This is a genomic window from Flexistipes sp., assembly GCF_036172515.1.
Classification (GTDB): domain Bacteria; phylum Chrysiogenota; class Deferribacteres; order Deferribacterales; family Flexistipitaceae; genus Flexistipes.
This window is the reverse complement of sequence record NZ_JAXKVW010000024.1, coordinates 1-23,599: the sequence shown is the minus strand read 5'-3', so window position 1 is coordinate 23,599 and position 23,599 is coordinate 1. Positions and strand designations below refer to the sequence as shown.

Here is a 23,599-nt window from a genome sequence, read left to right as displayed (position 1 = left end):
GATTCCCCCTGACTTGCATGTGTTAAGCACGCCGCCAGCGTTCGTTCTGAGCCAGGATCAAACTCTCCATCCAAAATCCTGTCCAGCTTACTTAGCTGTCTATCTATCTCATCACAGACCGGCCTATTCTGTTATCAAACATCTTAACTGCTATATCAAATATTCTTTGCTCTCTCAATTACTGCAAAAAAACGCAACATATCCTGCTCGCGATTAATCTATTTCAGATAGCTTTGCTGGATCATTTACTTCCCGCTCTCTGTATCAATCTCCCTTGCAGCGGATGAAACTTATAGTATATCTATACACCTTTGTCAAATACTTTTTAGGAAAAATCCGAAATTTTTTTATTTTTATTTATCATAATACTATCCACAATAACCAAAGAAGCCATCGCCTCGGCGACTGGAACGACTCTGGGGGCGACGCAGGGATCATGCCTGCCTTTGGTAACAACTTCTCTGCTGTTGCCAAATTTATCTATGGTCTGCTTTGGAATTAAAATAGACGAAGCAGGCTTTACCGGAAATCTAAAAACGATGTCCTGACCGGTGGAAATCCCTCCAAGTGTCCCTCCTGCATTATTTGACAAAAAGCCATGCGGAGAAATTTCATCATTATTTTCACTGCCGCAGGCATAAACCACGTCGAAACCTCTGCCAAATTCTATCCCTTTCACTGCTGGCAGGGATAAAATAGCTTTTGCCAAACCTGCATTCAGTCTGTCAAAAACAGGCTCACCCAAACCGGGCTCAACTCCCCTTATTATAACTTCAACTATGCCACCAACCGAATCACCTCTGTCTTTTGCTTTTAATATATAATCCTTCATTTCCTGATATTTTTCAGAATCAGCACATCTTACCGGATTCTTTTCAATAAAACCCTCGTCAAATTTTTCCCCTTTAACAGTACCCACCTGTTTTACATAACCTGTAATCTTTATATTTTTAAGTGACAAAAGTTTTTTTGCTATCGCGCCGGCAGCCACTCTGCCTATAGTCTCCCTCGATGAAGAACGTCCGCCTCCCCGATAGTCTCTAATACCGTATTTCATAAAATATGTATAATCAGCATGCCCCGGGCGAAACAAATCTTTTACATCGCTGTAATCTTTGGACTGCTGATTTTTGTTATATACAATCATACAAACAGGCGTTCCCGTAGTTTTGCCCTCAAACACACCGCTTAAAATTTCCACTTTATCAGACTCATTTCTCGGAGTAGTTATTTCACTTTGACCGGGTCTTCTTCTGTCAAGCTCTTTCTGAATATCGTCTTCATGAAGTTTCAATCCGGCAGGACACCCGTCCAGAACCACACCCACAGCAGGTCCGTGACTTTCTCCAAAAGTTGTGATTCTGAAAATTTTACCGAAACTGTTCCCAGACATGCAAAGCTCCCTCACTCATATTTAATAACGTGTGCCACTTCTAAAGTAATAAGTCCGTGACCAATCATTTTGTCAATTTCCGGAAGAATATAATTAATTTTCTCTTCACTGTCCACTACTTCCACAATCAAAGGCAGATCATTAGACAGCGCAAGAGTCCGTGAAGAATGTATTACTGAACTCGCTCCGTAACCATATATCCCCCTTATCACTGTTGCGCCGGCAATACCTTTTTCACGACATAATTCCACTAAAGATTTATATAAAGGCCTTCCTTCGTATTTATCATTTTCGCCAATAAAAATTCTCATCAGCTTTTGTGTGCCTTCGAGTTTTGTCACCACGCCCCCCATAATCTTGCAGTGTATACGCCCAAAAAAGCTGTAATAAGGCTGATAACTACATTGGCAGCTGCATAAACAAAAAATAAAACATACGAATTCTCTTCCAACAGGTTAACAGCTTCCAACGAAAATGTCGAAAATGTGGTAAAGGAGCCAAGAAAACCTATACAAACCAAAGCTCTGAATGCAGCTCCATCAGACATTTTTATTACAGACAAAGTAAAAAGAAAACCAAGGAGAAAACTGCCAAGAATATTAACAGCAATAGTACCATAGGGGATGAGGTTTCCAAAAATATTCATCGTAATCTTTGAAACGACAAATCTGGAAACAGCCCCGAAGAAACCACCGATACCTATAAACAAAATATTCATTTACTCTCCTTTAATTATTTTATATTATAGGAGGAATGAATACTCAAGTTATATTTTACTTTATTCTCTTACTGATATTCACTTACGCAATCAACATTCCGTTCGGCATTGCAAGAAGAAAATTCAGCAAATTTTCTCTGGGATGGTTCTTATGTATACATGCACCAATACCTGTTGTTGCCTTTATAAGAATCTCAACCCAAATTTCTTTCAAGCTTATACCTGTTCTTATAATTGCTGCCATTGCAGGACAAATGACCGGTTCAAGAGTAAAAAGAAACAACCTTAGTTGAAAAAATAAGCGTTGTGGTACTTATCTAAATATCTCAGAGCAGGCTTAATTCTTGTTTCGCTGCTCTTTTAGCTCATCAATACACTAATATACTACTAAACAAATCACAAAAATTATTGATGTATTGAATTCTGAACTCCTTGGTATATCATTATAGTATAATTAAAAACCACAGGAGGCGCTAAATGTCACAATACCATGAGCCCGAAGAAAAATTAAGTGAAGAGACCAAGAATTTTACCCGCGCATTAAACAGTCTCAAAGAGGAGATTGAAGCAATCGACTGGTACCAGCAGAGAGTCGATGCAACAGATGATGAAAACTTAAAGGAGATATTGGCACATAACAGGGATGAAGAAATCGAGCATGCGTGTATGGCACTGGAATGGCTGAGACGTAATATGCCTGCATGGGACAATGAACTGAGAACATATCTGTTTACCGAAGGAAATATTGCCCATTTGGAAGAAGGCGAGGCAGAATCCCAGGACAGTGATAACAAAAGTCTGAATATAGGCAAACTTAATAAATAAAGGGGGTAAATAATGAATATATTAAGACAAAATCTGGCACCCATCCCGGATAAAGCGTGGGAAGAAATAAATCTTCAGGCAAACAGAACCCTTTCCTCACACCTAAGTGTCAGAAAATTTGTGGATGTTGAAGGACCGTTGGGAATTGATACAGAATCTGTAAAGACAGGAAGGCTGGAAATTGTAACGGATAAAGGCTCAGCTGTTGAATATGGTATCCCCAAAGTACAGCCGCTAGTCGAAGCCAGAGTCCCGTTTAAACTCAAATTGTGGGAGTTGGACAGCGTATTAAGAGGGGCTGAAGATATTGACCTTTCTTCCCTTGAAGATGCGGCAAAAAAGATAGCTGTCTTCGAAGACAAATCTGTATATTACGGTCTTGAAAAAGCAAATATTAAAGGGCTGAAAGACTCAAGTGAACATAGTTCTTTAAAACTGCCAACCAAGACCGAAGACCTCCCTTATGTAACAGCGGAAGCTGTTGCCAAACTGAAAAGTGCTTCCGTTGACGGCCCCTATTCACTCGTTGTTTCCGTTGATCAGATGAAAAATATTGTCGGATTAAATAAAGGATACCCATTGAAGAAACAGATTGAAGATATTATCGGAGGATCTGTAAAGGTAAGCAGCAATATTTCAGAAGCCTATTTGGTATCTGAAAGAGGCGGCGATTTCAGACTTACACTGGGACAGGATTTATCCATAGGATATCTGCAGCACGACAGTAAAGAGGTTACCCTTTATTTTACAGAATCTTTCACCTTCAGAATACTTGATCCTGCCGCACTCATTGTAATCAAATAAGCATAAAGAAGGCTTAATGCCTTCTTTATGCCAATCTGAGCACTTTGGCTCCGACACTGCTTCCATTCTTTATCCCAATCAGTGCTTTGTTGGCTTCTTCCAGGGGATATTCTTCCACAGTGGGAAAAATCCCTGCTTTTGCAGCAATTTTGATAAAATCCTGAAGATCAGCAGGTGTAACATTTGCCACACTTTTCAACTCTTTTTCCATCCAAAGGTGATTTTTGTAATCAAGATTCATCAAGATATCTTTGTCAAACTCTTCTTTACTAATGGCATTAACCACTAAACGTCCCGAAGGAGAAATATTAAAAAGACCCGCCAATACAGTTTTGTACACCGGAGTAGTGTCAATGATGCTCAGACACTTCTCCGGCGGGGAATCCTCTATATCTCCTGTCCAAAAAGCACCAAGCTTTTTGGCAAATTCCCGCTGGGATTCACTTCTTGCAAAAACAAAAAAACGGGATTCAGGATACAAATATTTGGCAAGCTGAAGAACCAGATGTGCGGATGCCCCAAATCCCATAAAACCAAGATTTTGCCCATTTTCCATTCGGGCAAGCTTTAATGAGCGGTAACCCACAGCTCCAGCACAAAGCAAAGGTGCAGCCTGGGAATCTTCATACACATCAGGTATTTTTACAGCAAAATGCTCACTGACTTTCATATATTCGCCATATCCACCATCTGCATCCCTGCCGGTGGCCTTAAAATCGCTGCATAAGTTTTCCAGTCCGTTATCACAGAAATAGCAATCACCACAAGCGGAATAAATCCAGCCAACTCCTACTCTGTCACCTTCTTTGAATTTTGTGGCACCGTCTGATATTCCCACAACCTCACCCACAATTTCATGCCCCGGGACAACAGGCAGCCGGGGAGGAGGGGTACGCCCTTCAATCTCGTCAAGCTCTGTATGACAAACTCCACAGGCTTTTACCTTTATTAATACCTCACTGTTTTGGATTTCGGGGACTGGACGGTCTCTTAATACCAAAGGTTTAGATTCTTGTTTTAAATCTGTAATTCTTTCCAGAACCATAGCTTTCATAGATCTGCCTCCGGAAAAAAATTTATTCAAGTTTCGCACTTGCACCTATGAACGTCTGACAGCGTCATCGCGAGGGCAAAAACCCGCGGCGATCTCATGTCTTGTATTAGAGATTGCTTCGCTACGCTCACAATAACAGAACTAAGTGCGAAATTTGAAAATTTATTTAAAAAGTCTGTTTATTATGTCTCTGTACTTTTTTTCAATGTAGTGTCTTTTCTTTTTCAGGGTATTGGTGAGCTCTTCACCCAACTTAAACTCCTTGTCCAGAAAAGAGATTTTGTGTAATTTTTCATAATCCCTGAAACCTTTTTTTGAAGACAGAAATTTATTTATATCCTTCCTTATTTTCTCTGCAATATGACTGTCTTTTGTAACATCTTCCTTAGAGTGAACAAGTTTATCGTATTTTTTAGATATGTAATCTTTCATCTGTTCAAAATCCGGGACAATCAAGGCTCCCAATCCTTTTTTGTCCTGGCCAACAAGAACAGCATCCTTGACAAAGGGGAACATGGAAATCGTGGATTCTATTTTGGTAGGATCGATATTTTCTCCATTAGCAAGAACTATTATCTCCTTTGCACGTCCCGTAATTACCAGCTCACCTGTCAAAGTAAATTTGCCCAAATCACCTGTTTTGAAAAAACCATCCTTAGTAAATGATTTTTGGTTTTCCTCTTCATTTTTGTAATAACCGCTGAAAACCTGTTCGCCTTTAACCTGTATTTCACCTTCTTTTCCCGCCGGCAGTATATTACCATCCTCATCAACTATTCTGATTTCAGTATCTTTTATGGGAGGTCCCAAAGTGCCAAAAACTTCACAATGTAGGTCTCTTCCGGCGATTCCGGGTGCGCATTCGGTCATTCCGTAAGCATTCACAATCCTTATGCCTATAGCATCTATCCACTCATCAACAAACTGAGGCAAGCTTCCGCCCCCGCTCACTGCAAGCCTGAGTCTGCCGCCGAACTTTTCCCTTAAAATGACAAACTTTTTCCCGACGTACATTTCCACCGGCTTCAAAAGAACCACTTTAACAAAAGCCAGCCCCTTGGAAAATATATTTTCAAAAAAACCCTTCTTCTCAAACACGGGAAGATTGTTTTTAAGTAATCTTTTATTTCTTCTGTAAGCTGCCGAAGCGTTTACCAGCAAATTAAAAATTTTGGCTTTTTTCTCACTTTCTTTCTTTAGCGTTGCATTAACCTTTGTGTACAAAGCCTCCCACAACCTGGGAACTGTGGCAACAATTGTAGGGGAGTATTTTTTTAAATCATCGGAAAAAGTCTTTATATTGGAATATACGGTAGTGCACCCCTGCATAACGGACAAATGTTCTGCCAACCGTTCGAATATATGCCAGGACGGAAGAATTGAGAGCCAAACATCATCAGGAGACAAATCCACCATATCCGGAATTCTGCTGAGATTTGCAAGAAAATTCCGGTTTGAAAGTAACACACCTTTCGGAGTGCCGGTGGTTCCTGATGTGTATATCAGGGTAAACGGGTCATCTATCTTATGTTTATCCGCAAGAGAAATAAACTCTTCAATCTCATTATAAGTTATTTCTCTGTCTTTCTTAATGATTTCATTGTAGGCATATATTTTATTAAAAAAACGGTGTTCACTATTGCCCTCCATCACAAAAATGTTTTTCATCTTTTTTGCAATGGAATCACTCAGGGTGTATTTCATTAAGCCCGGGGTCTCAAAAACAATAAAATCACTTTCTGAATGATTGATAATGAACTCAAATTCGTCCACGGGTGTATCACTGCCCCTGGGGACACTCACAGCACCTATTGCAACCAGAGCCAGATCGGTAACAATCCAGCTGTACCGGTTATCCGAAATAATAGCCACTTTTGAGTTTTTTGTAACCTTTTTTTCCATGAAAGCGTTTGCGAGCAGAAGCACATCTTCAAAAAGCTTATTATAGGTTACGTCGAATTCAACCCCATTGACCCTATAGACAAAAGCGGTTTTATCGGGATATTGTCTCCAGGTATTGATAAATAGCTGAAATATATTATCGTACGATTGCAGTTTATTCATAATCCACCTTTACTTTGCATTAGTTTTTACAATATAGTAAAAATAATCTCTAACACAAGGGAAAGCTGTTAAAAGGGTTGTGATAAAATAACTAATGCTGTATCAAAAGACAAGAAAACAAAAAAAATGCAGTACGCTTCATAACCATATGCACATACTGCAGACAAACAAAGGAGACGAATGAAGAATATTAATTACGGTGACAGAGTCGTCTTAATCGACCATAAAAACAGAAGACACATGGTAAAGCTCAAGGAAACGGGGCGTTTTTCCAGTCAGTACGGTTTTATAGATCATAATGATATTATAGAAGCGGGTGACGGGGGTACTGCAAAAACAAACAAAAATTTTAAATATCGCATCTTCAGCACCACATATACAGACTATGTAATGAATCTGAAACGAAACGCCCAGATTATATATCCCAAAGATACTGCCCAAATGCTGATGGAAGCTGATATCTATCCCGGTCTTAATGTATTGGAGTCGGGTATCGGCCAGGGTGCTTTATCTATGGCACTGCTCCGGGCTCTCGGAAACCAGGGCAGACTTACAACATATGAAATCAGGGAGGATTTCGCCGAACAGTCAAAAAAATTTATCGATGATTTCTGCAGAGAATTAACAGAGATACATGATATAAAAATTGGTAATATTTACGAAGGATTTGAGGGAATATATGACAGGATTTTGCTGGATGTGCCGGAACCCTGGCATGTTATAGAGCATACAAAAAACGGTCTTGTGGGCGGGGGAATTATCGTTTCTTACATACCAACAATCCTGCAGGTAAAAACATATGTGGATACACTGAAAGCAAGCGGTTTTTTTGATGACCTCAGCACATTCGAAATAATAAAGCGCCCCTGGAAAGTCGACGGTTTGTCAGTCAGACCCGAGATGTGGATGTACAATCACAGCGCATTTATTGTAAGAGCAAGAAAGACCAGCATCTCTTAACTTTTAAATGAATATTATCTTCAATGTTTTTGGTGTCCTCCCATTTTTTTAAGAGCTATGTCAAATAGAGAGGTAGTTAGTGCTAAGTGATAAGTACTAAGTACTACGTGGTAAGTGGTAAGTTCCAAGGACCAAGTGCAAAGTGAGTGTGAATGTGAGAGTGAGGTTAGTTCAATGTTCAAAGTTCAAGGTTAATAGGTTTGAATAATGTGTTTTTCGAAGTTTTCGGCCGAGCACTTAAAACTTAAGTGCTCGGATAGTCCCGCCTCTTTACAACACTGGGTTTCAAGATAAACATTGCAGGCTGAAGCCCTGCTTCCAGAATTTTTCAAAACTCTCAGTTAAGCCAATATCAAATTTTCGCTTACAAAATTTTTATTTTTTTATATAATAAATAAGTACTTATTTATGGTGTTTATTATGATATGCAGTGAAAATTATAAAATTGTAGGCTGCAGCACCTACAATTATACAGATAATCTGAAGCTTTATTTCTTCTGGCTGACCAGCCTTGACAGCGGCACCACAAAAATGCTCTTTGTGGACAGAACCCGCTTTGTAAAATTCACACTGCTGGATGAGAATAGATTTTCCCACCATGATGAGATTTCACTGAAATGTGTAAGACACTAATACGAAATGGCATAGCCTGATTTTCATAAGTACCTAGACTCCAATAGTTTTAAGGCCTTTGAATATGGGGCACTGATTCAAAGGCCTTGTTCTTGGAAGTTCTAAATTAGATACTTTTTTAGCTATAACTAAAAGATACTGTCGCTGTTAACAACACTGCCTTTACGGGGAAAATAAATATGCAGTTCGCTTCCGGCCGCAAAGGCAGCAGTAGATATACTAAATAGCAGAATTATTGCAAGATTTTTCAAAATATTCTGCAGCATTTTTATAATCACCTTTTTGTTTATATATTTCGCCTAACAAATAAAAAAGTTTCTTTTTCTGAGGATATATCTTCTCTATCGAATGAAGCGTCTTTAATGCCTTATCTAAATTCCCCTTGAGATAAGCTGCGTACGCCCGGTAAAACTTGGCTCCAACATTATATTCGGAAACACCTTGCAGCGCTTCTTCAACCTTATCCGGCATGTCAAGCTTCAGATAAACTTCAGCAAGATTTAGCTTTTCCTCCATAGTAAGGTCTTTTTTATCCAGCTTTGCCAGACGCTCTTTAGCATCCTCGGGCTGACCGTCTTCTATAAGCCTTTTTATAAAATTGATTTTTGGCAGTCTGCTTCTTCTGTCATGTACCACACTCGTGTTTTCAAATTTTTTATATTCCTCTTCAGAAATTTTGCCGGTGAGAAAATCTACATATCTTCCCACTTGAACAGCATACTGACCTTCATAACCGACAGCATTTATTACTTTGTTATTTTTATCCAGGAAAAGTGTTACCGGCAGTGTAAAAATACCCCAGTCATCAGTTACACCAGTCTTATCGTGGGCAAAATATATATCTTCAGCTGCATCTGCTCCGACAATACTTTTAATTTGTTCCATAGTCCCTTCCTGCAGATCAACCGCAATGCAGGGAACATCCCTTTTGCTGCACATTTCAGCAAAGCTTTTTATCGTATCAACATTCGTACGCTTATCGTGCCTCCAAAGAAGCAAAAGCTTTGTTTCTGAATTTTTATCTATACCTGATAATTCCTTATTCAATCCTTTAAACTTTTGAATGGAAACAGTGTCACCCTTTTCGAGCTGTTGTAAAGGAAATGCACCTATAACAGTTGAAACAATCAACAAAGAAAGAATGCATCCTAAAACTATTCTGTAATTCATATTCAGCTCCTTTTTTAATATTAAATTAACGCATTTATCCACTTACACATCAAGTTTCGCACTTCGTTTTGTCTAGCATTCGCTTCTACCGAATATATATGCCATAGGCATCCTTGCGAAATCATGTGGAAACAGGCTTGTGGCAATCTCAAAACAAGAAAAGTAGAGAGATTGCTTCGTCGTTTTCACTCCTCGCAAAGACGCGAAAACAGTGTAAGTGCGAAACTTGAATTACACTTATCACTGGTTATTATACGCATTTTTCCTGTTATATGTTTTCGGTTTATGGCATCCCACAACACAGGTTCCGCCATGCTCCTTTTTCGTAAAATTAACAGGAAGTTCCCAGCCTCCACTGCCGTATGGCACACCTTTTCTAACCTGTAAAGGCTGATTGGAGGCATGAACTTCATGACAGGCCTTGCAGCTTCGCCCTTTGCCTTTAATCATAACATGGGTATAATGAAGGTTCTCATTGCCGTTTCTGAATTTGGTGGCCTCCTGTGTATACTGTTTTTCAAGAATCTTTTGGTCATGACACTCAAAACAGAGCTGATACATTCCTTGCTGATAAGCGTTGTAAAATTCTTTGGGAAAATATTCAAACAGTATAAAAGGATTATCCGAACCGTGAGGGCTGTGGCAGGCCGAGCATCCACTTGTGGCAACAGGACCGTGTACATATTTTGCATTCTTTACCCTGTTTCCAAGCTCGGAATGACAGCTGAAACAGACGGTTTTTGCTTCTGAACGCAGAAGCTGTCCGAATTCTGAAGCATGGGGATTATGACACCCGCCGCAGTTGCCATCCTCTACAGGCTTATGCTGAAACTCAGCATTTTTTATTCTATTCATAAGTTTAGGAGTGGTCTTTTGATGGCATTCCACACACAGTGCTTTTTCACTGGTGGATTTCAGATGAAATTTAGCATTGGAACTGTGGGGAGCATGACATGAAGTACATCCATCTTTTATAGGTGCGTGAACAACGGCTTTGTTAAAAGCCTCCTTTTTATCTTCATGGCACTGATAACACAATTGGTCCGGAGGAAATCTAAGGTGCGCTTTGTAGTTTGAAGCATGCGGATCGTGACAGGAGGCACATTCTCCGGCAGCCAACGGGCCGTGCTGGTATTTTTTGTTAAACATATCTTTTTCATGGCACTGCATACACGTGTCAGCTTCGGCTTTACCCTTTACAAAAAACTTATTATTACCACCGTGAGGGTTGTGACAGGATGCACAGTCTCCATTAGCAACAGGAAAATGAATATTTTTCCCGTCTCTCTGATTACTGTGGCACATCACGCATACCGGTCCCTCTTTAACAGGACTCTTAAAGTCTATAAAACTTTTGGGTCTTTCTTTATGATTTTCTAATTCTTCCGGGCTTGCCGTATGGCAAACTTCACACTGCATAGCTGCAGTAGGGCCGTGCAGATATTCATACTTTTGAATATCTGAGTGACATTCTTCCGTAACACACCCGGCTGCATAACTCAGGCCTGAAAATGCAAAACAAAATAACATTACCAAAAATAATCTTTTCACTTCTAACCTCCCAATTTTACTAATTCAGCTTTAATTTATAAGCAAAAACATACCTGTTGACTCAAGAATCCCTGGAATCAAATTATACAACATATAAATAAAAATCAAAGATTAAATTTTAAGCTACAATGACTTATGCAATTATTTGAATATGCTAATTACAGAGAAGTGCTTTTGCCTGCCAAAACATAATAACGTTAACTGCCTGACACAAAATCAAAAAATTTAGGTATAAGTTAACAACATATATTGTCGCAAAATTTGCTCATAATAAATTAAGCAAATAAAAATACCAGATAGTTGCAAGGCTAGTCTTTTTTTATTATCTAGCCCGATATCTGCGCGATTACCTTTTCCACAAAGTCCTTACTTAAAGCACCCACATAAAAATTGTATAACTCACCTCCGGGTGCATAAAAAATGTTGGTCGGGACACCGGTTATATTAAGTCGTTTTTCCAGTGATCTTTTGGCGTGAAATACGGGATAAGGTATTCCCATATCATTGATAAAATTCACAGCATCTTTTTTGCTGTCATCTATGCTTAATCCGATAATAACAAATTTATCCTTATTCTCATTGTATACTTCTATAAATTCAGGAGTTTCCTCCTTGCACGGCGGGCACCAAGAAGCGAAAAAATTTACCAGTATGATTTTATCTGAATATTTTTTCTTCAAGTCGTTCAGTCCGGACATTCCTATCGTCTTGAAATCTTCGACTTCCTCTGATGAGATTGCAGAACTTCTGCTGTCATTTTTATTCTGTGCTGACTCACATGAAACCAAAAGCAAAGATGCCAGAACAACATAAAAAACTAATACTTTCTTATATAACAGCGACTTAACCATAAATTTCCTCCAAAATCATCAGATATCAATTCACTTCTTCAAGTTTCGCACATGTACCTATTGCAAGTCTTTGCGAGGGTACGCCCGTGGGCGTAGACGAAGCAATCTCTCGTTTATTATTATTTTGAGATTGCCACAAGCGAGCACTTAAATTCTTAAGTGCTCAGTTTCGCAATGACACAGCGAAGTGCGAAACTGAATTTACATCAATAATAACTTATAGCTGCATTTTTTCAATATAAAAACTTAATATTCATATAATTTAATACTATTTTTCATCCCTGCCTTTCCTTTTTCTGATTCCTATTCTAAGAGGGATACCGTCAAAACCGTATGCTTCTCTTATCAGGTTAAGAATATAGCGTTTATAGGAAAAATGTACAGCTTCAGGATAGTTTACAAATATTACAAAATAGGGCGGTTTCACATCTACCTGTGTCATATAGAAAAATTTTAGTCTTCTGTTACTTACAACAGGCGGTTGATGCCTCTCCTGTGCAAACTGTAAAAGTTTATTAAGCTCAGCGGTTTTTATTCTTTTTGAATACTCTTTATACAACGTCTGAGCATACTTAAATATATTGTCCAGACGGTTTCCCGTAAAAGCTGAAGTAAAAATTATCGGAGGGTTGGTGATAAATTTAATCCTGTCCTTCACCTGAAACTGCAGATTCCTTGCTGTCTTCTTTTTATCCTCTTTTATTAAATCCCACTTGTTAAAAACAATAATGACGGGGCGCCCCATATCAACAGCATCCGCTATAATTTTCACATCCCTCTCGGTAACCCCTTGAACGGCATCGAGAATTGCAATGGCAATATCTGAACGCTCAAGGGCATCCATCCCCCTGTAATATCCGATTTTCTCCACAGCGTCCTTAAACATGACAGATTTTTTACGGATGCCCGCCGTATCCGTCAGGACATAATCTTTATCTTCAAAAGTGAAATATGTATCCACAGCATCCCTTGTTGTCCCCGGTATTTTAGTTACTATAACCCTTCCCTTTCCCAGTATTTTGTTTAATATACTGGATTTGCCAACATTAGGTTTACCGATTATTGTAAATCTCAGCAAGTCAGCCGGCTCATCCGGTTCCTCTTCCTGCTCGTATTTCTGAGCTTCATCCAGAATCCTGTCCAGAAGCATGTCAACATTTCTTCCGTGTTCTGAGCTGATGAGAAACATCTCTGAGACTCCGAGCCTGTAAAATTCGCTTGCAAGATACTCCCTTTTTTCACTGTCAACTTTGTTTACCACAAGAAAAAACGTTTTACCCTTTTCCCTTAGCAGGTTGCATACTATTTCATCCAATGAATGCACACCTTCTGTTACATCAACCATCAGCAGACATACATCCACCTCATCCAGAAGAGTGAAGAATTGTTGCTGCATCTCTTTTTTTATGATTTCTTCTTTGAGATCAAAACCGGCCGAATCCACTACTGTGAATCTGACTCCCAGCCATTCGGTGACTTTTTCCAGTCTGTCCCGGGTCACACCGGGCATATCATTTACAATAGCTGATCTGCTGCCTGTGATTTTATTAAAAAGTGTTGATTTTCCGACATTAGGCCGGCCTATAATTCCTACTTTCAGCATCTGTCACTCGCTAAAATGAGCGGAAACCCTTGCCAGACGTTTCAAAACCTCATCTTTGTCCAGGAGTGTGGCAAGCTTATCCACTTCAGGGCCTTTTGTTTTACCGCTGAGACCAACCCGAATTGCCATGAAAAGCGGTTTCCCTTTGATTTTCTTCTCTTTCTGTATCTTTTTCACAATCTCTTTATATTTTACTCCGTCAATTTCTTCTGCTTTTTCAACTTCTTCCTTAAGCATATTAATCACAACAGGTGTTGTTTCCCATGATAAAATTTCCGAAGCTTCCTCATCAAAAGTCTCAGGATACTCAAAATAAATCTTAAGATAATCTCCGATATCAGATAGCAGGTCAAGGTTGTCCCTTACGGAAAGAGCCATCTGTTTCACCCTCTCAGAATTTTCATCAATATAATGTATGTCGGTCGTTCCCGATTTAACAATAAACGGTTTTACCCTCTCAAAGAAATCATCTTCGTCAAGATTTCTGATATATATACCGTTCATCCATTTCAGCTTCTCAAAATCAAAGACAGCAGCACTTTTGGAAACCCTTTCAAGGCTGAAGACTTCGGCGAGCTCCTCACTTGATAAAATTTCCCTTTCGTTTTCATCTGACCAGCTTAAAAGTGCAAGGTAATTAAACAAAGCTTCAGACAGATATCCCTGATCCCTGAACGCGTTAATACTGGTAACACCGTGCCTTTTGCTCAGTTTGGAATGGTCCGGTCCCAATATCATCGGTATATGGGCAAATTTGGGTATATCAAACCCCATAGCCTCAAACATAAGAACCTGCTTCGGCGTATTGCTCAGGTGATCGTCTCCCCGGATTACATGGGAGATATTCATAAGCGCATCATCGATCACAACAACAAAATTATAAACCGGTGTGCCGTCAGGCCTTACTATGATAAAATCGCCGAACGAATCGGTTTTAAAGTCAATATCCCCTCTGATTTCATCACTCACAAGCACATTCTCTTTATTAACTCTAAACCGGATTGAAGGTTTTATCCCTCTATTCTCAAGTTTCTCAATTTCACCTTCGGATAAATTCCTGCATTTCCCGCTGTATCTGGGCGGTCTGCCCTCGGCCAAAGCTTTCTCCTTCTCCTTTTCAAGCTCCTCCTTTGAACAGAAGCATTTATATGCGTAACCATTCTCAAGCAGTTTATCCGCATACTTTTTATACAGATCAAACCGCTCCGTCTGTCTGTACGGGCCATATTCACCGCCTTTTCGGGGTCCTTCATCCCAGTAAAATCCCAGCCATTTCATATCTTCGTATATCATTTCTTCATTTTCCATTGAGGAGCGCTGCAAATCGGTGTCCTCTATTCTGAGAATAAATTTTCCCTTTTTTGAGGCTGCATAAAGATAATTAAAAAGGGCGGTTCTGGCATTTCCCACATGCAGATGTCCGGTAGGACTGGGAGCAAATCTAACTCTTGTTGACATTTTTCCTCCAAAATGTATATGATTGTATTTTATTTAAACCATCTTTGACTAAAACAGAGGTTGCGGTGAAAAAGTATATCCTTATAGCAGACCCTTCCAAAGTGTCAAGATTTGTTTTGGAGAACTATCTGAAGGGTAAATACAAAATATTGACCGCTAATTCATATTCAGAAGCAAAAGATATACTGGATGAATTTCTCCCCTCTCTTGTAATCATTTCATACGAACTGCAGGATGGTGTTGGACTTGATCTTTGCGAATACATGCAAAAAAGAAAAAAATTCCGCTCGGTACCTGTAATTGTATTAACCTCAAATGAAAATGACGAAACACTGAAATTCAAAGCTTTCGGTGCAGGCGCCATAGATTTCCTGGAGAAGTCAAAAGTAAATGAGGATTTTGTCAAATATGTGGATGAAATTGTTGAAATTATATCAATTTCAGATATCAGCGGCTCATCGGCATGGATAGTTGATAACGATATAGCGGAAACACAGTTTCTCGAAAATATTCTCAAATCCACCGGGATAACTGTGTCAACGTTTTCTGAGCCTTCCGAGCTTCTCAAAAATTTAAAAAACAATACCCCTGATATTATCATCGCAGATTTGTTTATGAAAAAGATGGACGGAATGGAGCTTACAAAAGAACTTCGGCATAAAAATTCTCTGAAAAATGTCCCTATCCTAATACTGGCATCTTCAAGAGAAAGCTCATTCATGAGAACACTTCTTCTTCACGGTGCAAACGACTACATCCTCAAACCGTTTTCAGCAGAAGAAGCAATACTGAGGGTAACAAGCAACATTAAAACAAAAAAACTGTACGATGATTTGGAGAAAACAAACAGACAGTTATTCAAAAAAGCAACCACCGATTCTTTGACCGGCCTTTATAACAGACGTTTTTTCATGGAACAGCTGGAGCATGTCAACTATAATGCCGGACGTTACGGTCACAGCTTTGGGGTAGCTTTGTGGGATATCGACCATTTTAAAAATATAAACGACCGGCACGGCCACGATGTGGGTGACAGGGTATTAATAAAATTAACAGAAGCAATAAAAAACTCTGTCCGCAAATCTGATATTATCGGGCGTTTCGGGGGAGAAGAGTTCATCTGTATTTTCCCCGGTCAAAAAGAAGCGGATATGCCGGCAATTGTCTCAAAGCTGCTGGAAGCGGCAAGAAATTTAAATATTAAGGAAGATTGTAAACAAATCCCTGTAACAATAAGCATCGGAGCTGTTTTTTGCAAAAACACTTCTGAGAACTTGGACAATATCATCAAAAATATAGACAATCTCATGTACAGGGCAAAGTCAGACGGCAGAAACAAAGGATATATCAGCATCGGCAAAAAAATTATCGAAGTAACATAAAAAATACTTTACAAAACTTTTTTAATGAGTATTATGCAAACTATGAAAATAAAAATAATGCTAATCAATAATGCTTGGTGGTGGACAGTTAACGGAATAAGTTAGGTTGTTCACTACCTTTGTGTAAAAATATAAGGGCCGTGTGGTGAACAACCACACGGCCTTTTTTTGTATCTTAAGGCCGTGGATTGTACCACGGCCTTTTTTTATATCAGGAGGAAATATGATATACCCGGACAAAGAGAGATTTAAAAAACTTTCAGAAAAATATTCTCACATTACCATTTATCGTGAGATTGTAGGCGACACCCTTACCCCCATAGGTTTGTTGAAGAATTTCTCCAACAGAGACAGTGTATTTTTGCTGGAAAGTGCAAATCTGGACAAGACTTTTTCAAGGTTTTCGTTTTTCGGAATAAATCCAAGCGAAATTGTTTCACTTAAAAACGGCAGTCTTAACGTTGAGAAAAACGGCAAAAAAACAAAAATCGATATAAATCCGGTGGACTATCTCAACAGCAAAATAGAAAAATTTAACGGATATGCGGATCCCAAGTTCGGAGCATTTTCCGGAGGATATGTGGGTTATTTCGGTTATGAATTCATCAACTATACGGGGACTCTAAGACATAAACTCACCGAGCCTGCCGATGAAAACCTCATTTATCTAATGCTTATGAATGAATTCTATGTCTTTGACAACAGGACAGGAAGGGTTTATGCCGCCTGTAATGCAGAAACTAACGGAAATTTAGAAAGTAATTACGAAACAGCCGTAAAAAGAACAAGAAAAATGGCTGATGAAATAAACGACTTCAATTTTGACAACTACACATCCGCTGATAAACTGAGCGTTTCAAAAGAATTTTCTAAAGAAGAATTCGAAAAAACGGTTAATAAGCTAAAATCCGATATCGCTGACGGGGAGCTTATACAATGCGTCTTTTCCAATAAATATGAAGTAAAGGGAAGCATCCATCCTCTGAGCTTTTACAGATCCTTAAGAAATGTAAATCCTTCTCCATATATGTTTTATTTCAAAATGAAAGATAAAACAATGCTGGGCTCATCCCCTGAAATTCATCTGAAAGTGGAAAGCGGTAAGGCAACACTAAAACCGATAGCCGGGACATATCCCGTCGGAGAGGATATTGAAAAAATCAAAAAAGAGCTTCTTGAAGATGAAAAGGAAAAATCCGAACATCTGATGCTTCTTGATCTGGCCAGAAACGACCTTTACACAAGTTGTGACACCGATTCAGTAAAAGTGGAGAAATCTTTTAATGCGGAAGTCTATTCACACGTAGTCCATATCGTTTCAGAGGTATCGGGAAGACTCAGAGATGACAAAACATCACTCGATGCATTTGTAAGCACATTCCCGGCAGGGACGGTAAGTGGTGCACCTAAAATCAGAGCAATGGAAATAATAAGTGAGTGTGAAAGATCACCGAGAGGATTTTACGCAGGCTGCGCCGGTTATATCTCTTATAACGGAAATCTTGATACATGCATAACCATCAGAAGCGCCATGGTAAAACCCGATAAGACAATCATTCGGGCAGGAGCCGGCATCGTTTACGACAGTATACCGGCAAAGGAATACCATGAAGTGGAAGGTAAGCTGAAAGCACTCTTCACGGCTATAGACAGAATAAAAAATCTGGAGGGCGAAAATGTTTTTGCTAATTGATAACTACGATTCATTCACATACAACCTTTATAGTCTTTTCTTAAAAGCTGGGGAAAAAGTCGATGTGATAAAAAATGATGAATTTATACCAGCAGACAGATACGAAGGCATTGTTATATCACCGGGGCCTTCAAACCCTTCAAACTCAGGCACTTCTTTAAAATATCTGGAGCACTATCTGGGCTCAAAACCCATTTTTGGAGTCTGTCTGGGAATGCAGTGTATCTGCCATTATCTCGGATACCCTGTAAGAAGAGCGGCTTCAATCAAACACGGCAAACTGGATACAGTAAAGAAACAGCACGAAAGTATACTCCTTTCGGGACTTACCGAATCATTTGATGCAGTAAGGTACCATTCGCTGGTTGTAGATGCGAATGATATAGCAATAGCGCGATCAGCTTCGGATAATGAAATAATGGCTGTCGAAGACTCCGCAAAACACTTATTCGGAGTACAGTTTCATCCGGAGTCCTATCTCAGCAGTCAGGGACAAAAGATAATTAATAATTTTATAGAATACTCAAAAAGCAGCAACAGGGAGGTAAGCTATGCATAATATTTTACAAAAAGTCAATAACGGCAAAGTGCTGGATTTTGATGAAGTAAAAACACTCTTTAACGGGATACTCACCGGTGAAATATCTGAAGCCGGGATCGGTTCCGCTCTGATAGCCATGAAACTCAGAGGGGAAACAGCTGAAGAGGTCGCTGCAGCTGCAACAGTTTTAAATGAGCATAAGGTAAAGTTTCAGCACTCTGCTACAAAAACTATCGACACCTGCGGAACCGGCGGTGACGGGAAATCAACCTTAAATGTCTCCACAGCAGTTTCCCTGGTCCTGGCGGCAATGGGAATAAAAGTATTAAAACATGGAAATATGGCACAAAGCGGAAAAGTCGGGTCAGCAGACATACTGGATGAACTCGGAGTCCCAACAAAACTTGACGAAACAAACTCCCGTACCTATTTCAACAATAACAACTTCATTTTCCTTTTTGCCCCTCACTACCATCCGGCATTGAAAAATGTAGCAAAAATAAGAAAAGATCTTCGTGTGGCAACCATTTTCAACTATTTGGGACCCATGCTGAACCCGGGCTCCCCCGATTATCAGACAATCGGAATCAACAGGACTGATAAACTGGATCTGTATGCCGAAGCCCTCAGGATACAGAAGAGAAACAACATTATCGTTTACTCCTCCAAAGACGGTTACGATGAAATCTCATCCTCCGATATAACCTATGTGCGCCATATCAAAGACGGGAAAATTGAAAAATTTGAAATAGACCCTTCCGGCTTTTTCGAAAAGTTTCCCATGCCTGTGGTAAATTCAAAAGAAGATGCCAAAAAACTTTTCCTGGAAACCATAGAAGGTAAAAACGAAAAGCTGACCGACCTGATTGCAGTTAATACAGCCGTCAGCCTTTACACAATGAATATGTATACATTAAAAGAAGGCTTTAATGCAGCACGAAAAATAATAAAAGAAGGCAGTGTGTCGGCCAAGTTAAATAAGATGATAATGGAAAAGGCTGTATAAATGCTTGATAAAATACTGGCGAACAAAAAATACGAGATTGAAGAAATTCCGAAAATTCTGCCAAAAAGAACAAAAGATATTATTGAGCCTTTACAAACACTAAAAAATAAACCGTTTATTGCCGAGGTTAAAAAGGCCTCACCCTCGGCCGGAGAAATAAAACCCGATGCATCACCCGCAGAACAGGCGGCACTATACGAGAAATACGGGGCAGGAGCTGTGAGTGTACTTACCGACAAGTACTTTTTCAAAGGCTCATTCGAATACCTGAAAGAAGTATCTGAAAAAGTTAACATTCCGGTGCTTTGCAAAGATTTTATCATTTCTGAAAGGCAGATAGAGGCCGCATATGCTTTTGGTGCAGATATTATACTAATCATTGCGGCCGTTTTAACACAGGAAGAAATTGGCAGATTATCCGAAAAAGCCCGTGAGATGAACCTTTATATTCTGTATGAAATTCACACACCTAAAGAATACGAAAAAATAAAAGACTTTTCACCTGCTTTGGTGGGTGTAAATTCGAGGAATCTGGATACACTCGAAATTGACAAGCAAAAAGGTGCACAAATTTTAAAAACACTGCCGGACAGTCTTCTTAAAATCGCTGAAAGCGGTATAAACAGCACCGAAGATGTAGCAAATTTCCGCAGGGCCGGAGCAGATGCTTTTCTTATAGGTACTTACCTTATGAAATCAGACAATATAAAAGAAAGTTTTCAAAATTTATACAGAGGGCTGAAATAAATGTTTGTAAAGATTTGCGGCATGAAGACAGACGAGCAGATAATATATGCTGCAAAGCTGAATTACAGTATGATAGGTGTTGTGCTTCACAATAGGAGCAAACGGTTCGTGGGTATTGAAAAAGCAAAAGAGCTGGCAAAATGTGCTAAAGAAACAGGGATTAAAAGTGCTGCCGTCGGACTCACTTACGATGAGGTTCAAAATGTGGCTGAATACTTTGACTACATACAAATTTATGAACCGGTAAAAACAAAATTTCCGACAATCTTTGCAACATCTGAAGAGCCTGCTGACAATATAAAATACGAATACCTTTTGTATGATATGAGCAGAGGTTCGGGCGCTTTTGAAAATTTCAGAAGCTGGATTGAAAAATACAGAGAAACTATCATACTTGCAGGCGGACTTAATGCAAATAATGTTGCACGTATCATCAGAAGATACCGGCCGTTCGGAGTGGATGTTTCCAGCGGTGTGGAAGATGAAACGGGAGAAAAAAGCTTTGACAAAATGAGAAAATTCATATTGCAGACAATGTTTTAATAAAAAGAGAACATAAGATTACATTTGGCAAGGGGGAAAGATGAAAAACGGATTTTACGGGGAATACGGGGGTCAGTTTGTGGCGGAAACGCTCATGCCGGCCTTGAACGAACTGGAAAGAAATTTCTTTAAAGCAAAAAATGATGCAAATTTTAACAATAAATTTCTTAAATATATGAATGATTACGCAGGCAGGCCGACACCGGTCTATTATGCTGAAAATCTTTCAGAGAAATACGGTTTTAATCTTTACCTGAAAAGGGAAGATCTGCTTCATACCGGAGCACACAAAATTAACAATACAATTGGGCAGGCTTTGCTTGCCCTGCAGATGGGTAAAAAGCGGATTATAGCAGAAACCGGTGCAGGGCAGCACGGCGTGGCAACGGCCACAGCATGTGCACTTTTCAATCTGGAATGCGAAATATATATGGGAAAAACGGATGCAGAGAGACAAAGAGTTAACGTTGAAAAAATGGAAATGCTGGGCGCAAAAGTCACTGTTGTGGATAAGGGGAGCAAAACACTTAAAGACGCTGTCAGTGCCTGTTTAAAGGACTGGGTGGCAAATGTGGACGATACCCATTATCTGCTCGGTTCAGCTTTAGGTCCGCACCCTTTTCCGTCTGTAGTATCCCACTTTCAATCCGTTATCGGCCGGGAAGCGAGGGAATACTTTGAGTCATCAGGCAAACTGCCCGACTATGTCATTGCATGTGTAGGCGGAGGCAGCAACGCCATCGGTATTTTCAGAGGATTTATGGATACGGAAGTTGAGCTTATCGGTGTGGAAGCGGGAGGATTAAGTGATAAACCCGGAGAACACGCCATAAGATTCAGTAAAGGCCAAAAGGGAATCTTTCAGGGTTCGCATTCATATGTAATTCTGCAGAAAAACGGACAGATTGCCCCTGTTCATTCCGTTTCAGCAGGTCTTGATTATCCAGGTGTAGGGCCTGAGCATGCATTTTTAAAAGACAGCAAAAGAGTAAAATACGAATTCTGCAGGGATGAAGATGCAATTTTTGCATTTTATGAACTCGCCCGGAATGAAGGAATCATACCGGCACTCGAATCAAGCCACGCTTTGGGATATATATTCAAAAACAGTAATTTTTTCAAAGAGAAGAATATTCTGCTGAACCTTTCCGGCAGAGGGGACAAGGATTTGGAAATTGTCAGGGAATACAGAGGAGGAAGCCTGTCATGAAAGGAATCTACATGATGATCGGATATCCGGACATTGAAACATTTAAAGAGGAATTCATTTTTTCCCAGAACTGCGGGCTTGATTTTGTGGAAATCGGTATCCCCTTTAACGACCCGGTGGCTGATGGTCCGGTTATTTCCGGAGCCGGAGAAAATGTTCTGACAAAACAAATAAACATTGAAGAATTAATGGATTTTATCCGTGAAAACAAAAAAACCAAAATATATATAATGACTTATTCCAATATAATTTATCATTATGGAGCCGAAAATTTCAGTAAAAAATATAAAAGTACAATTGATGGAGTGATTATAGCTGATTTGCCTAATGAATATCACTGCTTTTTCAAGGAAAAAGGGTTCGAGATTCCGATCATTCCCTTTGCTACAACAGATACCGACGCCGGTAAACTCACACAATATCTTGATGGTCAGAATTTTATCTATTTTGTCGGACTGAAAGGCGTTACGGGCTCAAAAGCGGACTTAAACAATCAGGTAAATATCAAAAAAATAAAAGAAGTAAAAGAAAAATCGGGTTACAAGGTGATTTTTGGTTTCGGAATCAAAACACCGGCTGATGCATCGGCTGTTATGAAATTTGCCGACGGTTTCGTGGTGGGAACAGAGGTTGTAAAAAGGCAGCCGGAGCCGGAAGAATTCAAAAAATATGTTAAATCGCTGGCAGAAAGCGGGGAAAAACAGTGAACTGGTTAAGTGGTGAATTAGAAATAGTTTATTTGGTGTTCTACCAAAAATCACGCATTCATATACGTAATGCGTGATCGGAGAGATAATTAGAGGTTGTAGGAGTATTAGAGGTACTATGGGTAGTTGAGGTGCCAACTGAGTTCACCAATAACAAATATACTACTCAACAAATTACTCAAGCTCAGGCTTTTCAGAAAAAATAATGGAAAAGCCAGTCGAGGCGGCCGCGTTTAATAAAATACATACCGCTGAATTTCATGATCTCACGAATTTTCCGCCTCATCTCAGGAGTATAGCAGTGGATATGACAATCTTTGCATTTGGGTTTAGGGTCAAGCGGACACTTTTCGTCCCTTTTCAGAGCATATTCCAGAACTTCTCTGCACTCAGGACAGTATCCACCTTCATATCTCCCATGATGAGTTTTGCAGTAAACATGGATAAATTTTCTTAAGATTTTTGCATCTTTTTTTATCCGTTTTTCTTTAGTTTTCATAAGCAAAAGCCGGTTTAAACATTCCTTTAAGCACACTTGCATATTTGTTCGCTATATCGTTCTTTACGGTCGAAATGTTCCGTGTTAAAAGTCAAGCATTTTTTGCAACCAAAGTTAAATTATTTGCATGATCCGGATCATACGGTTTGCCACTTTTCAATACACCAAATGCCTGCCTTATCAACTT

Annotated in this window: 24 protein-coding genes and 1 rRNA gene; 13 read left to right on the top strand and 12 right to left on the bottom strand. The window is 39.4% G+C overall.

Features of this window, described 5'->3' with window-relative positions:
* The 4 genes from UMU13_RS11310 to crcB form a co-directional block, all read right to left on the bottom strand.
* Positions 1-73, bottom strand: a 16S ribosomal RNA gene (locus UMU13_RS11310); the annotation flags it as partial.
* Positions 74-325: 252 nt separating this feature from the next.
* Positions 326-1,393, bottom strand: a complete 1,068-nt coding sequence (gene aroC, locus UMU13_RS11305) for a chorismate synthase (protein ID WP_328219195.1) — start codon at positions 1,391-1,393, stop codon at positions 326-328.
* An 11-nt stretch (positions 1,394-1,404) separates the two neighbouring features.
* Positions 1,405-1,734: a DUF190 domain-containing protein gene (locus UMU13_RS11300; protein WP_328219193.1), complete on the bottom strand. Its 330-nt coding sequence runs from the start codon at positions 1,732-1,734 to the stop codon at positions 1,405-1,407.
* Positions 1,731-2,111: a fluoride efflux transporter CrcB gene (gene crcB, locus UMU13_RS11295; RefSeq protein ID WP_328219192.1), complete on the bottom strand. Its 381-nt coding sequence runs from the start codon at positions 2,109-2,111 to the stop codon at positions 1,731-1,733. The genes UMU13_RS11300 and crcB overlap by 4 nt, the downstream gene beginning before the upstream one ends.
* Positions 2,112-2,146: 35 nt before the next feature.
* Between crcB and UMU13_RS11290 the strand changes: the two genes are divergently transcribed.
* From UMU13_RS11290 to UMU13_RS11280, 3 genes are all read left to right on the top strand, one after another.
* Entirely contained in the window at positions 2,147-2,404 is a 258-nt protein-coding gene (locus UMU13_RS11290; protein WP_328219191.1) for a hypothetical protein, read from the top strand.
* A 184-nt stretch (positions 2,405-2,588) separates the two neighbouring features.
* The gene (locus UMU13_RS11285) at positions 2,589-2,936 is read left to right on the top strand and encodes a ferritin-like domain-containing protein (RefSeq protein WP_328219190.1); all 348 of its coding nucleotides are present in this window, start codon (positions 2,589-2,591) and stop codon (positions 2,934-2,936) included.
* Between the two features lie 12 nt (positions 2,937-2,948).
* Positions 2,949-3,740, top strand: a complete 792-nt coding sequence (locus UMU13_RS11280) for a family 1 encapsulin nanocompartment shell protein (RefSeq protein ID WP_328219188.1) — start codon at positions 2,949-2,951, stop codon at positions 3,738-3,740.
* Positions 3,741-3,765: 25 nt separating this feature from the next.
* On the opposite strand, the gene UMU13_RS11275 is transcribed toward UMU13_RS11280, so the two are convergent.
* Entirely contained in the window at positions 3,766-4,794 is a 1,029-nt protein-coding gene (locus UMU13_RS11275; protein WP_328219187.1) for a zinc-dependent alcohol dehydrogenase family protein, read from the bottom strand.
* 162 nt (positions 4,795-4,956) lie between these two features.
* Entirely contained in the window at positions 4,957-6,858 is a 1,902-nt protein-coding gene (locus tag UMU13_RS11270) for an AMP-dependent synthetase/ligase (RefSeq protein WP_328219185.1), read from the bottom strand.
* A gap of 180 nt (positions 6,859-7,038) precedes the next feature.
* Between UMU13_RS11270 and UMU13_RS11265 the strand changes: the two genes are divergently transcribed.
* Entirely contained in the window at positions 7,039-7,818 is a 780-nt protein-coding gene (locus UMU13_RS11265) for a tRNA (adenine-N1)-methyltransferase (RefSeq protein ID WP_328219183.1), read from the top strand.
* A gap of 420 nt (positions 7,819-8,238) precedes the next feature.
* Positions 8,239-8,451, top strand: a complete 213-nt coding sequence (locus UMU13_RS11260; RefSeq protein ID WP_328219182.1) for a hypothetical protein — start codon at positions 8,239-8,241, stop codon at positions 8,449-8,451.
* A 219-nt stretch (positions 8,452-8,670) separates the two neighbouring features.
* Here UMU13_RS11260 and UMU13_RS11255 read toward each other — a convergent pair whose 3' ends face one another.
* The 5 genes from UMU13_RS11255 to gltX all read right to left on the bottom strand — a co-directional run bounded on the left by UMU13_RS11255 (position 8,671) and on the right by gltX (position 15,084).
* On the bottom strand, positions 8,671-9,621 hold the full coding sequence (locus UMU13_RS11255; protein WP_328219181.1) for a tetratricopeptide repeat protein: 951 nt from the start codon (positions 9,619-9,621) through the stop codon (positions 8,671-8,673).
* 240 nt (positions 9,622-9,861) lie between these two features.
* Positions 9,862-11,172 (bottom strand): cytochrome c3 family protein, encoded by a 1,311-nt coding sequence (locus tag UMU13_RS11250; RefSeq protein ID WP_328219180.1) that lies wholly within the window; start codon positions 11,170-11,172, stop codon positions 9,862-9,864.
* A gap of 326 nt (positions 11,173-11,498) precedes the next feature.
* Complete coding sequence (locus UMU13_RS11245) at positions 11,499-12,023, bottom strand: TlpA family protein disulfide reductase (protein WP_328219179.1); 525 nt, start codon at positions 12,021-12,023, stop codon at positions 11,499-11,501.
* Positions 12,024-12,291: 268 nt separating this feature from the next.
* Positions 12,292-13,626, bottom strand: a complete 1,335-nt coding sequence (gene der / locus UMU13_RS11240; RefSeq protein WP_328219178.1) for a ribosome biogenesis GTPase Der — start codon at positions 13,624-13,626, stop codon at positions 12,292-12,294.
* Between the two features lie 3 nt (positions 13,627-13,629).
* Positions 13,630-15,084 (bottom strand): glutamate--tRNA ligase, encoded by a 1,455-nt coding sequence (gltX, locus tag UMU13_RS11235; RefSeq protein ID WP_328219176.1) that lies wholly within the window; start codon positions 15,082-15,084, stop codon positions 13,630-13,632.
* A gap of 65 nt (positions 15,085-15,149) precedes the next feature.
* On the opposite strand from gltX, the gene UMU13_RS11230 reads away from it, so the two are divergent.
* The 8 genes from UMU13_RS11230 to trpA all read left to right on the top strand — a co-directional run bounded on the left by UMU13_RS11230 (position 15,150) and on the right by trpA (position 22,913).
* The gene (locus UMU13_RS11230) at positions 15,150-16,466 is read left to right on the top strand and encodes a GGDEF domain-containing response regulator (RefSeq protein ID WP_328219175.1); all 1,317 of its coding nucleotides are present in this window, start codon (positions 15,150-15,152) and stop codon (positions 16,464-16,466) included.
* 223 nt (positions 16,467-16,689) lie between these two features.
* A complete protein-coding gene (locus tag UMU13_RS11225; RefSeq protein ID WP_328219174.1) occupies positions 16,690-18,159 on the top strand; it encodes an anthranilate synthase component I family protein in 1,470 nt (489 codons plus the stop codon).
* Positions 18,143-18,718: an anthranilate synthase component II gene (locus UMU13_RS11220; RefSeq protein WP_328219173.1), complete on the top strand. Its 576-nt coding sequence runs from the start codon at positions 18,143-18,145 to the stop codon at positions 18,716-18,718. The genes UMU13_RS11225 and UMU13_RS11220 overlap by 17 nt, the downstream gene beginning before the upstream one ends.
* A complete protein-coding gene (gene trpD, locus UMU13_RS11215; RefSeq protein WP_328219171.1) occupies positions 18,711-19,706 on the top strand; it encodes an anthranilate phosphoribosyltransferase in 996 nt (331 codons plus the stop codon). The genes UMU13_RS11220 and trpD overlap by 8 nt, the downstream gene beginning before the upstream one ends.
* A complete protein-coding gene (locus tag UMU13_RS11210) occupies positions 19,707-20,453 on the top strand; it encodes an indole-3-glycerol phosphate synthase TrpC (protein WP_328219169.1) in 747 nt (248 codons plus the stop codon).
* Positions 20,454-20,996: a phosphoribosylanthranilate isomerase gene (locus UMU13_RS11205; protein ID WP_328219168.1), complete on the top strand. Its 543-nt coding sequence runs from the start codon at positions 20,454-20,456 to the stop codon at positions 20,994-20,996.
* Positions 20,997-21,036: 40 nt separating this feature from the next.
* A complete protein-coding gene (gene trpB / locus UMU13_RS11200; protein ID WP_328219166.1) occupies positions 21,037-22,206 on the top strand; it encodes a tryptophan synthase subunit beta in 1,170 nt (389 codons plus the stop codon).
* Positions 22,203-22,913, top strand: a complete 711-nt coding sequence (trpA, locus tag UMU13_RS11195) for a tryptophan synthase subunit alpha (protein WP_328219164.1) — start codon at positions 22,203-22,205, stop codon at positions 22,911-22,913. Before trpB ends, trpA begins: the two co-directional genes overlap by 4 nt.
* 193 nt (positions 22,914-23,106) lie before the next feature.
* Here the strand turns inward: trpA and UMU13_RS11190 are convergent, their stop codons facing one another.
* Positions 23,107-23,412, bottom strand: coding sequence for a nitrous oxide-stimulated promoter family protein (locus UMU13_RS11190; RefSeq protein ID WP_328219163.1), 306 nt, complete (start codon positions 23,410-23,412; stop codon positions 23,107-23,109).
* Positions 23,413-23,599: the final 187 nt, after the last annotated feature.

Coding starts and splice junctions, on each gene's coding strand:
- trpD (WP_328219171.1), top strand. CDS start 18,711: ATGCATAATATTTTACAAAAAGTCAATAACGGCAAAGTGCTGGATTTT.
- crcB (WP_328219192.1), bottom strand. CDS start 2,111: ATGAATATTTTGTTTATAGGTATCGGTGGTTTCTTCGGGGCTGTTTCC.
- trpA (WP_328219164.1), top strand. CDS start 22,203: ATGAAAGGAATCTACATGATGATCGGATATCCGGACATTGAAACATTT.
- UMU13_RS11275 (WP_328219187.1), bottom strand. CDS start 4,794: ATGAAAGCTATGGTTCTGGAAAGAATTACAGATTTAAAACAAGAATCT.
- UMU13_RS11265 (WP_328219183.1), top strand. CDS start 7,039: ATGAAGAATATTAATTACGGTGACAGAGTCGTCTTAATCGACCATAAA.
- UMU13_RS11255 (WP_328219181.1), bottom strand. CDS start 9,621: ATGAATTACAGAATAGTTTTAGGATGCATTCTTTCTTTGTTGATTGTT.
- UMU13_RS11205 (WP_328219168.1), top strand. CDS start 20,454: ATGTTTGTAAAGATTTGCGGCATGAAGACAGACGAGCAGATAATATAT.
- UMU13_RS11210 (WP_328219169.1), top strand. CDS start 19,707: ATGCTTGATAAAATACTGGCGAACAAAAAATACGAGATTGAAGAAATT.
- UMU13_RS11290 (WP_328219191.1), top strand. CDS start 2,147: ATGAATACTCAAGTTATATTTTACTTTATTCTCTTACTGATATTCACT.
- UMU13_RS11280 (WP_328219188.1), top strand. CDS start 2,949: ATGAATATATTAAGACAAAATCTGGCACCCATCCCGGATAAAGCGTGG.
- UMU13_RS11225 (WP_328219174.1), top strand. CDS start 16,690: ATGATATACCCGGACAAAGAGAGATTTAAAAAACTTTCAGAAAAATAT.
- UMU13_RS11190 (WP_328219163.1), bottom strand. CDS start 23,412: ATGAAAACTAAAGAAAAACGGATAAAAAAAGATGCAAAAATCTTAAGA.
- UMU13_RS11245 (WP_328219179.1), bottom strand. CDS start 12,023: ATGGTTAAGTCGCTGTTATATAAGAAAGTATTAGTTTTTTATGTTGTT.
- UMU13_RS11220 (WP_328219173.1), top strand. CDS start 18,143: ATGTTTTTGCTAATTGATAACTACGATTCATTCACATACAACCTTTAT.
- UMU13_RS11260 (WP_328219182.1), top strand. CDS start 8,239: ATGATATGCAGTGAAAATTATAAAATTGTAGGCTGCAGCACCTACAAT.
- aroC (WP_328219195.1), bottom strand. CDS start 1,393: ATGTCTGGGAACAGTTTCGGTAAAATTTTCAGAATCACAACTTTTGGA.
- UMU13_RS11285 (WP_328219190.1), top strand. CDS start 2,589: ATGTCACAATACCATGAGCCCGAAGAAAAATTAAGTGAAGAGACCAAG.
- gltX (WP_328219176.1), bottom strand. CDS start 15,084: ATGTCAACAAGAGTTAGATTTGCTCCCAGTCCTACCGGACATCTGCAT.
- trpB (WP_328219166.1), top strand. CDS start 21,037: ATGAAAAACGGATTTTACGGGGAATACGGGGGTCAGTTTGTGGCGGAA.
- UMU13_RS11270 (WP_328219185.1), bottom strand. CDS start 6,858: ATGAATAAACTGCAATCGTACGATAATATATTTCAGCTATTTATCAAT.
- der (WP_328219178.1), bottom strand. CDS start 13,626: ATGCTGAAAGTAGGAATTATAGGCCGGCCTAATGTCGGAAAATCAACA.